This is a genomic window from Bacillus cereus group sp. MYBK30-2, assembly GCF_051915945.1.
GTDB lineage: Bacteria > Bacillota > Bacilli > Bacillales > Bacillaceae_G > Bacillus_A > Bacillus_A paramycoides.
Map to the genome: position 1 here is coordinate 150077 of NZ_JBQAFR010000001.1, position 13042 is coordinate 163118.

Genomic DNA, 13042 nt, shown 5'->3' on the forward strand with positions numbered 1-13042 from the left:
AGTATAATAAGTTATATATCTTTACTCATCGGCATTATGTGTTTTTTATTCGTTTTTATAACTCCAACGAGGATTGCGAATGCGGGTAATATAGTGGGAGATTATATTACTATTGCTCTGACAGGTGTAGGTATCATACTTTCAATAATCACAATGACGAAAAAAACAGAGAAGAAGGCAATTGCAATTATCTCATTAATACTTTCCTCATCGTTCTTTATATTTTGGATTATCGCGATTATCTTATTGTTTACTGGCCAAATTAATTTTGCACCTTAATGTCATTTATATAAAATAAAACGAGTCCATCTCATAAGATGGACTCGTTTTATTTTATTACCTAGAGGGAATTTTTAATGTTATAATCCCAATTTACAAATCATCTGAATCAGAATTTTCAAGTCTATACTCTAATAGATCCCCAGGTTGGCATTCTAATGCTTTACAAATAGCATCTAAAGTTGAAATTCTAATTGCTTTTGCTTTTCCATTTTTTAATATAGAAAGGTTAGCCATAGTAATTCCAACTTTCTCTGAAAGCTCAGTTACACTCATTTTTCTTTTCGCCAGCATTACATCAATATTTACTATAATTGCCATGTTATTCACCTCAGACCGTTAAATCATTTTCTGATTTTATATCTATAGCATCTTTTAATAGCCTTTGGAGAACGGCAGCAAAGACTGCGATAACCATTGAAGCAAAGATTAGGAGCATTCCAAGTATAATAATACTCGGTGCGTCAGCTCTCTCAGCCACGAGATAGAAGAGTGGCATGCCTACCACATATAAAATACTGATTGTTACTGCGCAGTATTTGATCTTCTTTAAAGCTCTAACAGATAATTTCGAGAAAGCGTTATTTTTGTCAATGAAGCTTACAAGTTTAAAAGCTTGATACAGAGCTAAATAAAAAGGTATCACCGTTGCATACAGATTGATTAAAACAAGATATTTTATAGATGCAATATCGGGATACAATTCCGCTGCATAATTCCCTATTTTAGGAACTAAAAATATACATAAAGCAAGAACAGGGATTCCGATAAGAATAATAGCGGTCTTTAAAAAGAGTGTTGATCCTTGTTTCATATAAAGCACCTCATTTAAATATTATCTATTTAATCTAACATGATATTTATCGTTTAACAATAAATCTTTATTTATTTTAATCGTGTGTATATTGTTAAGCAAATTTGAATTTAAATGAAGATAATCGTTCCCTCTTTCTGTAAATGATGTTATGTTAAAAGTAATAATCAATCCTTTCTTATAATAAGAGTGTTTAGAAAATCTATATTTTGCGTAATTTGAAGAGGTGTTAATGAAATGAAATCGTATACACAATTTGAACGAAGAAAATACATACTAGATGAGTTAGAAAAGTATAACCGAGTTATGGTAAATGATTTAGCGAAAGTATTAAATGTTACAACGGAAACGATACGAAGAGATTTAGATATGATGCATAAGGAAGGGACGCTTACTAAAATACATGGTGGTGCACTTAAGAAAAAAGATCAAACACTAGAATTTCATTTTAATAAACGTCGATCTGAGAATATTGAAGAAAAACGAAAAATTGCAATGGAAGCAAGTAAACTCGTAGAAGATAATGATATTATCGCAATTGAAATTGGGACAACTACAATGCAAATTTTAGATTACATACACGATAAAAAAAATTTGACGATTTTAACAAACTCCATACCAGCTGTAAATAAAATTATTGAGCTTAAAGAACAATATGATTCCTTTGATTGTAGGTTAATAGTTATTGGTGGAATATTGAATTCAAATTCATTAGCACTGTCTGGAGAAATGACGTTAAACTATCTTGATCATTTCACTGTTAATAAATTATTTGCTTCGTGTGATGGAATTTCATTAGAAAAAGAACTGACATGTTCGTATATTGAAGATGCACAAATATATAAGCAGTTAAAGAACAATGCAAAGCAAGTTGTCATGATGGCTGACGAGTCAAAGTTTAATTTAACAAAGTTTTATAAAAGCGGGAATTTTAGTGATATAGATGCATTATATACAAATGCTAAGCTTGATGAAGCGTGGCAAAATGTGTTAACAAGTAATGGGGTTGAAGTAATAACAGTATAGCAAAACAAAAAGAAGACTATTTCTTAGTAAGTTGAGAAATAGTCTTCTTTTTGTTTATATGTTGTTTTATTTTGTTTATATGTTGTTTTTACAATTAGTTAACAAATTAACAACATTGTGTTAATAATGTACTCGTACAATATGAATTAGGAGGTGGCAAGAATGCAAATAAAACTATCAAAAGCTGTGTTCTTTTTAATACCAGTTGGAATACCTCTAATATTGTTTTGGATTATTCCGAATTTCATTAGTTTAGGTATTAGTTTTACTGATTGGGATTTTATGACGAATGATTTTAACTTTGTTGGATTAGAAAACTATTTCAATTTGTTTACACAAGATTCTTTTATGCAAGCATTGTTAAATACGTTTTATTTCGGAATTGGAACAGTCATTCCGACAATTGCATTAGGTTTAGGATTCGCATTATTCTTCCGAAAAAAATTTAAAGGTTCCGCATTGTACCAATTAATGATTTTTTCACCTTGGGTAACGCCAACGATAGCTGTATCCATTGTGTGGTCACTCTTATATGAACCTCAATTTGGAGTTATTAATAAAGTTCTAAACTTTTTCGGGATACCAGGTTTGGACTGGCTTCAAAGTAGTAAAACAGCGATGTTAGCAGTCATTATTGTGACAGTTTGGAAATTAGTTGGATGGACAATGATTTTTTATATCGGTGCATTAGAAAAAGTTCCGGATAGTTTATATGAAGCAGCTAGTATTGATGGAGCGAATTCGTGGCAGAAATTTCGATATGTAACACTACCAATGGTTTCATCAACAACTTTCTTCTTAGTTGTTGTCAATACAATTTCTGCGGTGCAAGCTTACGACCAAATTAAAATTTTAACGCAAGGTGGACCTAGTGGTTCGACGCGTACGTTACTATATTTATTCTTCCAACAAGGGTTTGAACAGTTTGATATGGGATCTGCAACAGCAATCGCATTTATCATCCTAATCATTACAATTCTACTATCTGCTATAAACAAAATAATAGGTGACAAGTGGGTGAACTATTAAGGTGAATAATATGAAAAAAGGTCCATTAATCGTAAAGCATCTCTTTCTAGCGTTATCAAGTATCCTATTTATTTTTCCGTTCGTATGGATGGTACTTGGTTCGTTTAAAACATCCAGTGAAGTATTACAAGGAGGCTTTTGGCCTAAGGAATTTCATTGGGAAAATTATCGTCAAGTATTAGATATACTTCCATTTAACACGTATTTATTTAATAGTTTCTATACTTCTTTCCTTATTACTATATATGTACTTGTTTCGTCAGCACTTTTTGCTTATATGTTGGCATTTTACAAGTTTAAAGGTAAAAATATTACGTTTAGTGTTGTGATGGCAACTTATATGATCCCTGGAGCTGTATCATATGTTCCTGTATATGTAATGTTAGGGAAGTTTGGTCTACTTGATTCACATTTTGGATACATGATTTCTATGGCTGTTAGCGTATTCGGTATTTTCTATTTAAAACAATCATTCCATAAAGTTGGTTTTGAAATAGTAGAAGCAGCCAAAATTGATGGAGCAAGTGATTGGCGTATTCTTTGGAAGATTATTTTTCCAATGACACGATCATCATTTGTAACACTAGGGCTGGTCACATTTATTGGTAATTATAATAATTACATTTGGCCAGCTCTTATTTTGAAAGATAATACGCAAAAGTTAATCACGAATGGAATTGCTGATTATTTCATTAATAGTTCTTTAGGACGAGATTGGTCACACATTATGGTTGCAAGTACAATCGCAACGGTGCCGCTCTTACTCGTATTTTTAATTCTACAAAAATGGTTCTTATCTGGTGTTACCGATTCAGGAATAAAGGGGTAATTAAATAGTAAAGGAGATATGTGGGATGAAAAAAATATTCATGCTTCTAACAGTTTTAACATTGTTTGTTAGTGCACTTGCGGGTTGTTCAGGCGGAAAAGGAAGTACCGTTAAAGCGAGTAAAGAAGGCGAGAAGGTTGTTGTTCCATTTATTAATGGAGTAGGTGGTTCTCTTGCAGATCGTGTAGACAAAATCGTGGAAGAATACAATAAAAGTCAGGACAAATATGTAGTGAAAACGACGAAAGCGGGCAACTACGATGAGTCTTATCAAAAGCTACAAAGTGGATTTGCAGCGAATAACCAAGAAGCAATCGCATTACTAGGTTCAGACGTCTTTCAAGAGTATGTTAAAAAACAGTTAATTGTGCCTATAGATGAATATGTTAAAAATGATAATAATTTCAAAAAAGAAGATTACGGAAAAGGTTTTATGGAGCAAGCAACAATTGACGGGAAATTATATGGGATTCCGTTTTACGGTACAACACAAATCTTTTATTACAATAAAAAAGCGTTAGCGGAGAATGGCTTTACAAAAGAGGATTTAAAGACGTGGGAAGGTGTTGAAAAGGTAGCAAAAACAGTCGCGAAACGTGGTGAAAATGGAAATGTTACGTATGCTGGCTGGATGCCTATGTGGGGGACGTCAAACTTAATTGATGCGGTCCGCAGCGCTGGCGGCAATGTATTAAGTGAAGATGGTAAAAAAGTATTAATTAACGATGATACTTGGGTTACGGTATGGGAGAAATTCCGTACATGGCTTCATGAAGATAAAATTATGAAAATACATTCAGGCGGTACTGGATGGGAATATTGGGATAAAACAGTAATTGATTTAGTAGAAGGTAGAACGCTAGGGTTTACAGGTTCATCTGGTGACCAAGGATTTGTTTTTAAATCATTAGGTAAAGGAATGACTGAAGAAGAACGCCTAAACACATTTGAAGCATTACCACAACCAGCTTGGGGTAATCATAAACCGGCACCGAAATTAGAAACATATTTATTCACATTAACGAGAAATATTGACCCAGAAGTAGCAAAAGGTGCATATGACTTTATGAAATTTGCGACAAGTACTGAGAAAACGGCTGAATGGTCAATGGCAACTGGCTATATCCCTGTTCGTAACAATGTAACAGAGTATGGTCCATATGCTGAATTTGTTAAAAAACAACCACAAGCATTAGTTCCGTTAGAACAAGCTAACAATTACGGAGTGGGACCATTTGTAGATCCAACGGGCGGGAAAATTAATGATGCCTTAAATGTAGCTAAAGATAAAGTAGAGATTGAAGGAGTTCCAGCAAAAAAAGCATTAGATGAAGCAGCTAAAGTTGCACAAGAAGAGTTAGATAAAGTTCTGAAAAAGAAGAAATAAACCTGTTTTGTATGACTAACGCGAGGTGCTTTTGAACGAAAGAAATGCCTCTAGCATTCTTTTATAAAAATATAAAAAGGTGTGAGAACTATGACTGAAATGAAAAGTACGATAACACTTTCTCCATTCGTAAAAAATAAACATTGTTTCCAAATGAATGAAACGGATATTACAAACTTTACATTAACAATTGATCAAGGAGATAGCCGGAAAATTCCTCTTTTACTAATCTTGAGAGATCCTAACGGTTATGTACGTATACAATATCAAACTCCAATTGTAAATGAAAAACTAGTCGTTTCGAAAGATTCAAAGTTTTGCTCAGCTGGTTGTATTGGAGGGGAAATACAACCAGGTAATTGGGAATTAGAAGTCGTGTATATACCACATTGTGCAAAGAAAGTAGTAAAGTTTACCGGGGAAAAAGTTGACTATACAGTAAATATAGTAGTGAATGATCAGTTGGAACGAAAATATAATAGAGAGCATTTTTGCAAGGGAAATGTTTTTATCGATGAAGATCGTTTTAATAAGGTAGTAAATGAAGAACATCGCTGGTACAAAGGGGATTTTCATGAACATACGGATTTAACAGATGGCGAGATAGATGATGAACTCGGAATGAAAGTATGTGAAAAACAAGAATTAGATTTTTTATATGCGACGGAGCACAATATTGTTATGCCATCTTATGAAAAAGGAAACACATTAATTATACCGTCTATGGAACTTACAACTCCTTACGGCCATTACAACATATTCGGTATGAAGGAATACGTGGATTTTACAGAGTATGTAGACGAATCGTATAGCGCTGAAAAAATGAATGCACTATTTTCATTCATGAAAGAAAAAGGCTACTTAATGAGTGTGAACCATCCATTTATGAAGCCTTGGGCGAACCAAGTGAATATTAATTTAGATAATGTTCATACGATGGAAATTATGTGTGATCCAACGTATAAAAAGAGTAAGTCGTCTACTTTAGAAGCTTTACGTTGTTTCGATCAAATGTGGTCAAATGGTCTTAAAATCTGGGGGATAGGAGGAAGTGATTCTCATTTACATCCGTCTAAAACATTCCCAGGATCAAAAGATCCATCGATTTACGGTGATCCAGGAACATTTGTATTATGTAACGGTTTATCTATTAAAAACTTAAAAGAGGCGATCAAAAACGGGAAAATTTATTTCTCTCGATTTAGAAAACTAGCGATAGATATTCAAAACGAAGGTGAAACGATTTATGTCGGTGATGAGGCTAAAGGAAATATTATGTACAACATTCGTACAGATAAACCGTGTGAATGGAGACTACTTATAAATGGACAAATGATTGAAAAAGAATATGGTAGCGACGTAACCTTTGCATTCTCTTTAAATGAAGGGGCATACGCTAGAGTTGAGGGATGGGAAGAGGATGAATTAGTAGCGTTTATTAATCCTATTCATAATAAAGTTCAGTATAAAAATATGAAAACATGGAATGAAGTTTTAGGGGGAATAAAAGGTGAATAAAGCAATTATTTTTGATAAAGATGGAACATTAATACAATTAGATTCAGTTTGGTACAAAATTGTCCATCGTGTGTTAGATGATATATTTCAAATGTATCCAAATGAAATAAGTAAACGAGATGACTACTTAACGATTATTGGTATGAATGATAATGATTTTGAGAGTACGAGTTTACTAGCTTGTCGCACAAATTACTTTATTGCAGCTGCATGGTTTTCGTTGTTAGAAAATCAACATGTGAATGAAGAGAAGTTTATTCATGATGTATGTCTTTTATTCAAAAAACACTCTACTGCAGATGACTTAGTATTTACAGAAGTGGAAGGTGCAAAGGAAACGTTACGATATTTAAAAGACAATGAATATATTATTGGAGTTGTTACGGCGGATGATGTTGATGCAGCTATACATTCTTTGAAAATGACAGAGTTATATGATTATGTAGATTTTTTAGGTGCAGATGATGGTGTGAATAGAACAAAACCTGAAAGTGACTTTTATCATATGTTTAAAGAAAAATTTTCACTAACTGAAGAAGACGTATTTATGGTAGGTGACACATTAACAGACGTAACATTTGCGAGAAATAGTAATATTAAAGCAGTGGGCGTCTTATCGGGTGCGAGCCGAAAGGAAGATTTAGAAGGGAAAGCGGATTACATTTTAGACAGTATGAAGGATATATCGAAAATTTTATAAAACGTACCTTGAGTATTTCAAAAAGCAGTATCTATAATAACAGCTCAAATTCTAGGAGGATATTATGGCTCAACTATCATTCAAAAACATTTACAAAAAATATGATCATGATGTGACAATCGTAAAAGATTTTAATCTAGAAGTAAATGATGGAGAATTTATTGTTTTGGTTGGCCCTTCAGGTTGTGGGAAATCTACAACATTACGTATGATTGCAGGACTTGAGGAGATTTCAGAGGGGGATTTTTATATTGATGGAAAGCGTGTAAATGATATTACACCGAAAGATAGAGATATTGCAATGGTATTTCAAAACTATGCGCTTTATCCGCATATGAGTGTTTATGAAAACATGGCATTTGGATTAAAACTACGAAAATATAGTAAAGAAGAAATTGACCAACGTGTGCAACATGCAGCAAAAATTCTTGGGCTTGAGGAATATTTAAATCGGAAGCCAAAAGCACTTTCAGGTGGACAGCGTCAGCGTGTTGCCTTAGGCCGAGCGATTGTTCGAAATGCAAAAGTATTCTTAATGGACGAGCCTTTATCTAACTTAGATGCGAAGCTACGCGTTCAAATGCGTGCTGAGATTACAAAATTACACCAAAAGCTGCAAACAACTACTGTGTATGTTACACATGATCAAATAGAAGCTATGACGATGGCAACTCGCCTTGTTGTGCTAAAGGATGGCATTGTACAACAAGTCGGTACACCAAAAGAAGTGTACGAGAATCCAGAGAATATATTTGTCGGCGGATTTATTGGCTCTCCTGGAATGAATTTTTTCAAAGGAGTATTAACAGAAAATGCAGTTATGATTGATAAGTGGAAAATTGAAGTGCCAGAAGAGAAGATGAAGAGCTTGCAAAACAAGAGTTATACGAATAAAGAAATCATAATAGGGATACGCCCAGAAGACTTTTATTATGGAAAAGCAATCGCATCTTTACCATATAACGCAAAAGTAACGGTATCCATTGATGTAGCAGAATTAATGGGGGCAGAAACATATCTTTATTCTAATATGAATGGCCAATCTTTCGTTGTACGTGTGGACACTTCTATAGATGTACAAAGTCAATCAAATATAGAACTCGGTTTAAACATGGACAAAGTTCATTATTTCGATTCAGAAACTGAGAAGCGGATTGTTTTATAGAGTAATTAATAAAAACTCCCTGTATAATATAACAGTAAAAAGCCGATTATCCTTCAGAAAAAGGAAATAGGCTTTTTTTGTATGGAAAATGTTTTAGCTTGATGTGTAATTATACTACTAGATCGTTACTATTAAAAAGAATTTAATAAATATACTCAATAGTTTTATTACATTAAAAGAATTTGTAATTGTATGTTCATCTTTCGTTCATAATTATTAGTTATTGTAAAAATAGTGTAAGGAGAAATTCATTGTTTATACAATGAATTTTTTTGGTTCCATTATACCTTCTATATAGCTACAATTCCCTATAATACTTTTCATCATAATCGTTAGAGAGTAAAAATTATTCTAATTTACTACTCACAATAGGAAAGATGTTTTCCATATGTAGTAAGAATAAATCAGAAGTATTTACTGAATAAAAAATGCACCAAAGAGGAGTTGAAATAAAATGAAATCATTGTATGGGAGATTTGTCATTATATCAGCCGTTATTATGGTGGTTAGTAGTTTAGTGGCATTTCTACTTACAAATATATTTTACCATGTGTATTTAAAACCATATAACAGTGAAAAAATTCTAAAGTATGCCCTATATATAGAACATTTATATGAGGAAGACAGTGAACTAAATAAAGAGACATATCTACAATCTATTTCCAATCTTGGTTTTGCAATCTATATGGTAGATGAAAAGAAACAAGGAAAACGATATGGAGAGGGCTTTAAAAAAATTAATATTAGTGACGAGGCCATTGATAATGTACTAAATGGTAATGTATATAACGGGATTGAGAACTATCCTAATCGATTGTTTTCCACTGGCTTTTTTGATAATACAGTAGCAAACAGTATTGGAATCCCTATTCATACCAATGGACAGCAATTTGCTCTATTTATTCGCCCGGATATTCAACAGCAATTTGGAGAGTTGCGAATTTTTTACGCGATATTGTTAGGGCTAATTGTATTAATTAGCCTATCCTGTATAGCGATAGCTACTCGTTTCGTTGTTCGTCCGATTCAAAAATTTACACAAGCGACACAAGAAATCGCGAGCGGTAAGTATGATTTAGTATTACCAGAATACCGAAAAGATGAAATTGGAGTACTTGCAAAGAACTTTCGTAAGATGGCAAAAAGGTTGCAAAACTCAGAACAAATGCGTCAAGACTTCGTTTCGAATGTCTCACATGAATTTCAATCCCCATTGTCATCCATCCAAGGGTTTTCTAAAACAGTAAAAACAGAGGATTTAACTGAATTAGAAAAACATCGTTACTTGAGTATCATTGAATCAGAAAGTCAACGTATGTCTAATATGTGTAAACAATTATTAACACTTGCATCACTTGATCAAGAAGAACTTACTTTACGTAAAGAATTTTTCAATCTAGGAAAACAAATAAGAAGTATTATATTTATGTCTGAGTGGGAATGGCAAGAAAAAGATCTTGCAATTGAAACGGATATACCTTATATAGAGATTTACGGAGATAAAAATCTACTTCATCAAGTGTGGACGAATGTATTTACTAACAGTATAAAATTTACAGAAAGCGGGAAAAGTATTTCGTTTGAAGCTGAAGAAAATGAATTAGAGTGGCGTATTGCTATTACTGATAGAGGATGTGGCATTCCAAAGGAAGAGATAAAAAGAATCTTTGATCGATTTTATAAAGTCGATTCAGCTAGAAATAGAAACATTAAGGGTAGCGGGTTAGGATTATCCATTGTAAAAGAAATCATTGAACTTCATGAGGGTGCAATAACAGTGGAAAGCGAGTTAGGGAGAGGCACAACCTTTACTATTTATCTTCCAAAAAATAGAGAAGGAATGCAGTTAAATGATTAATAACTAAAATATTTCTTTAGAACAAGTCTCTTTTCGTATATATAATTAAGGCTTTGTACTTATAAAAGTTGAAGTTTTATTTTAAAATTGTCTTTTGTAATATTCCATTCATAATCTGTTCATATTCCTTATTTATGATAAGTGTATAGTCAAAGCACAAAATAAGGAGGAAATAAGGAATGTTTTTAGCTCTTAAAGAATTAAAACAGTCGAAATTAAGGTACGGATTAATTGGTACAATCATGATTTTATTATCATTTCTTGTACTTATCATATCGGGGTTAGCGAATGGATTATCCAATGCTAATGCTTCTTCCATTCTTGAAATGAAAGCAGAGAAATTTGTAGTATCAGAAGATGCTGAAGGAAAATTACTACGGTCTCAAATCAAGAAAGAAGATGTAGATAATGTATTAGCACAAGTTAGTGAAAAAGAAGCGGTTCCAATGCATATTGCAATGTCTACATTTGAGAAAGAGGGAAGTTCTAAGAAGGTTGACATTGCCATCTTTGCAAATAAACAAGATTCATTTATTACTCCAAAGGTTATTGAAGGAAAAGCGATTGATTTAGAAGATAATGAAATTATTATTGATGAATCAGCGAAAAATAAAGGGCTAGCATTAAATGATAAAATTGTAGATCCTATATCTAAAAAGGCATTTAAAGTAGTTGGATTTACCGAAAATGAAATGTTTAGTCATGCCCCAGTTGCCTATATGAATGAGAAAGTATGGGAAAGCATTGCACTTCCACATCAAAAAGAGTACAACGTTATTGCTTTAAATACTGATAAAGAAATTAACAATGCAAAAGTGATTGATAAAAAAGAAGTATTACAAAGTATACCTGGATATAAAGAAGAGCAAGGAACTTTAACAATGATTATTGCATTTTTACTTGTGATTACAGCGTTGTTAATTGGTGTATTCTTCTATGTTATTACTTTACAAAAAACGCAACAATTAGGTGTATTAAAAGCGATCGGGACGAAAAACTCTTATTTAGCTAATAGCTTAGTAGTACAAGCTGTATTCTTAACTGTTGTTGCATTAATAGTAGGTATTGGTTTAACACTCGCGGTACAAACTGTGTTCCCTGAAAGTATGCCGTTCTTACTAACAACGACAATGATGGTGCAGTATTCTATTATCTTTATCGTAATTAGCGTGTTAGGGACATTGATTTCTCTATATCAAGTGTTGAAAGTAGATGCATTAGAAGCTATTGGAGGTGGGATGTAATGGTGACAGATTTAAAGTGGGAGACACCAGCATCATTATTAAAACTAGATAAAGTCAGTAAAGTGTATGGGGAAGGCGATACGGAAGTGACAGCTTTACATCCCATCACACTAGATGTGAAGGAAGGGGAATTCATTGGTATTGTTGGGCCATCTGGATCAGGTAAAAGTACATTACTTTCCATTGCGGGAGCACTTTTATCTCCTTCTAAAGGTAATATTTATGTATCTGGTCAAGATATAACTAGTTTATCGGAAAAAGAAATGACGGATGTTCGTTTGAAACGAATCGGATTTATATTTCAGTTTGCCAACCTTGTGCCATTCTTAACAGTTAAAGAACAGCTTCTATATATTGCAAAATTAAAAGGAGAAAATAAAACTGAAGCAAACGAATATGCAACTGAATTACTAAAAACATTTGGATTAACACATCGAATCAACCATTATCCTAGACAACTTTCTGGTGGTGAAAAACAACGTGTAGCCATTGCTCGTGCTTTTATGAATGATCCAGATTTAATTTTAGCCGATGAGCCTACTGCTAGTTTGGACTCAAAACGTGCTAGAGAAGTTGTTGAAATGATGAAGAATGAAGTAAAGAAAAATAAAAAAGCAGCAATTATGATTACGCATGATGAAAAAATGCTTGATGTATGTGACCGTATATTGACGCTAAGAGATGGGAAATTACTACGAAAAAATGAGATTTGAAAATAAGTAAGTATAAAGACGCTCTTACAGAATTAGATGTAAGAGCGTTTTTTTATCAAAATAAATTTGGAATTATCATATCTAAAAACCAAACAACATAATGTAATGTGTTTTTTAACTCATAAGTTGACTGCAATTGGAATCATAAATTGACTGTGGATTTTAAATGAATATGCTTATTATCAGTGTAGGATATTCGGAATGATTAGCTTATTCACTAGAATAGTTATGTTTGTCTGTATATTTTTGTTAAAGGGGTAACGCTACATGCCCATCAACTTAAGAAAACAGAGCAATCCCAAAAAGAAAAAGTAAGATGAATCCTTATAACTAACTGTAGAAAGACAAAATTTTTGTGTAGGCCTTCTTTTTAAAGATAGTAACTTGATGGGAATGTGGCGGCATCTATTTAAGGGAAAATCTGGATAAATTCTAATAAATACTATATAATAATAAATGGGAGGGGATAAAAATGCTAGA

At 32.8% G+C, this 13042-nt stretch carries 13 protein-coding genes; 11 read left to right on the forward strand and 2 right to left on the reverse strand.

The genetic code is table 11. From position 1 onward, the window contains the following. The first annotated feature begins 3 nt into the window (after positions 1-3). Positions 4-279, forward strand: a complete 276-nt coding sequence (locus ACTFQM_RS00755) for a hypothetical protein (RefSeq protein ID WP_440034359.1) — start codon at positions 4-6, stop codon at positions 277-279. 93 nt (positions 280-372) lie between these two features. On the opposite strand, the gene ACTFQM_RS00760 is transcribed toward ACTFQM_RS00755, so the two are convergent. Continuing rightward, on the reverse strand, positions 373-600 hold the full coding sequence (locus ACTFQM_RS00760; protein WP_098475593.1) for a helix-turn-helix domain-containing protein: 228 nt from the start codon (positions 598-600) through the stop codon (positions 373-375). Positions 601-610: 10 nt separating this feature from the next. Next, positions 611-1093 carry a DUF2975 domain-containing protein gene (locus ACTFQM_RS00765; RefSeq protein WP_071719200.1) on the reverse strand — a complete coding sequence of 161 codons (483 nt, stop codon included), beginning with the start codon at positions 1091-1093 and terminating at the stop codon, positions 611-613. A 237-nt stretch (positions 1094-1330) separates the two neighbouring features. Here ACTFQM_RS00765 and ACTFQM_RS00770 point away from each other — a divergent pair, with 237 nt between their 5' ends. The 10 genes from ACTFQM_RS00770 (at position 1331) to ACTFQM_RS00815 (ending at position 12562) form a co-directional block, all read left to right on the forward strand. Continuing rightward, the gene (locus tag ACTFQM_RS00770) at positions 1331-2119 is read left to right on the forward strand and encodes a DeoR/GlpR family DNA-binding transcription regulator (RefSeq protein ID WP_025147906.1); all 789 of its coding nucleotides are present in this window, start codon (positions 1331-1333) and stop codon (positions 2117-2119) included. A 162-nt stretch (positions 2120-2281) separates the two neighbouring features. After that, complete coding sequence (locus ACTFQM_RS00775) at positions 2282-3148, forward strand: carbohydrate ABC transporter permease (RefSeq protein ID WP_440033113.1); 867 nt, start codon at positions 2282-2284, stop codon at positions 3146-3148. A gap of 10 nt (positions 3149-3158) precedes the next feature. Then, complete coding sequence (locus ACTFQM_RS00780; RefSeq protein WP_440033114.1) at positions 3159-3977, forward strand: carbohydrate ABC transporter permease; 819 nt, start codon at positions 3159-3161, stop codon at positions 3975-3977. Positions 3978-4002: 25 nt separating this feature from the next. After that, positions 4003-5364 carry an extracellular solute-binding protein gene (locus ACTFQM_RS00785; RefSeq protein WP_427287265.1) on the forward strand — a complete coding sequence of 454 codons (1362 nt, stop codon included), beginning with the start codon at positions 4003-4005 and terminating at the stop codon, positions 5362-5364. Positions 5365-5454: 90 nt separating this feature from the next. After that, positions 5455-6882 (forward strand): CehA/McbA family metallohydrolase, encoded by a 1428-nt coding sequence (locus ACTFQM_RS00790; protein WP_440033115.1) that lies wholly within the window; start codon positions 5455-5457, stop codon positions 6880-6882. Then, entirely contained in the window at positions 6875-7582 is a 708-nt protein-coding gene (locus ACTFQM_RS00795) for an HAD family hydrolase (RefSeq protein ID WP_440033116.1), read from the forward strand. Before ACTFQM_RS00790 ends, ACTFQM_RS00795 begins: the two co-directional genes overlap by 8 nt. A gap of 64 nt (positions 7583-7646) precedes the next feature. Next, positions 7647-8747 (forward strand): ABC transporter ATP-binding protein, encoded by a 1101-nt coding sequence (locus ACTFQM_RS00800; RefSeq protein ID WP_440033117.1) that lies wholly within the window; start codon positions 7647-7649, stop codon positions 8745-8747. Positions 8748-9201: 454 nt separating this feature from the next. After that, on the forward strand, positions 9202-10605 hold the full coding sequence (locus ACTFQM_RS00805) for a sensor histidine kinase (protein WP_440033118.1): 1404 nt from the start codon (positions 9202-9204) through the stop codon (positions 10603-10605). A gap of 179 nt (positions 10606-10784) precedes the next feature. Continuing rightward, positions 10785-11849, forward strand: a complete 1065-nt coding sequence (locus tag ACTFQM_RS00810) for an ABC transporter permease (protein WP_440033119.1) — start codon at positions 10785-10787, stop codon at positions 11847-11849. Further along, complete coding sequence (locus ACTFQM_RS00815; RefSeq protein WP_440033120.1) at positions 11849-12562, forward strand: ABC transporter ATP-binding protein; 714 nt, start codon at positions 11849-11851, stop codon at positions 12560-12562. Before ACTFQM_RS00810 ends, ACTFQM_RS00815 begins: the two co-directional genes overlap by 1 nt. Positions 12563-13042: the final 480 nt, after the last annotated feature.

What these genes read in the sequence shown, in the direction of transcription:
- ACTFQM_RS00805 (WP_440033118.1), top strand. Translation starts at nt 9,202, where the DNA reads ATGAAATCATTGTATGGGAGATTTGTCATTATATCAGCCGTTATTATG.
- ACTFQM_RS00815 (WP_440033120.1), top strand. Translation starts at nt 11,849, where the DNA reads ATGGTGACAGATTTAAAGTGGGAGACACCAGCATCATTATTAAAACTA.
- ACTFQM_RS00775 (WP_440033113.1), top strand. Translation starts at nt 2,282, where the DNA reads ATGCAAATAAAACTATCAAAAGCTGTGTTCTTTTTAATACCAGTTGGA.
- ACTFQM_RS00810 (WP_440033119.1), top strand. Translation starts at nt 10,785, where the DNA reads ATGTTTTTAGCTCTTAAAGAATTAAAACAGTCGAAATTAAGGTACGGA.
- ACTFQM_RS00780 (WP_440033114.1), top strand. Translation starts at nt 3,159, where the DNA reads ATGAAAAAAGGTCCATTAATCGTAAAGCATCTCTTTCTAGCGTTATCA.
- ACTFQM_RS00785 (WP_427287265.1), top strand. Translation starts at nt 4,003, where the DNA reads ATGAAAAAAATATTCATGCTTCTAACAGTTTTAACATTGTTTGTTAGT.
- ACTFQM_RS00760 (WP_098475593.1), bottom strand. Translation starts at nt 600, where the DNA reads ATGGCAATTATAGTAAATATTGATGTAATGCTGGCGAAAAGAAAAATG.
- ACTFQM_RS00770 (WP_025147906.1), top strand. Translation starts at nt 1,331, where the DNA reads ATGAAATCGTATACACAATTTGAACGAAGAAAATACATACTAGATGAG.
- ACTFQM_RS00790 (WP_440033115.1), top strand. Translation starts at nt 5,455, where the DNA reads ATGACTGAAATGAAAAGTACGATAACACTTTCTCCATTCGTAAAAAAT.
- ACTFQM_RS00765 (WP_071719200.1), bottom strand. Translation starts at nt 1,093, where the DNA reads ATGAAACAAGGATCAACACTCTTTTTAAAGACCGCTATTATTCTTATC.
- ACTFQM_RS00800 (WP_440033117.1), top strand. Translation starts at nt 7,647, where the DNA reads ATGGCTCAACTATCATTCAAAAACATTTACAAAAAATATGATCATGAT.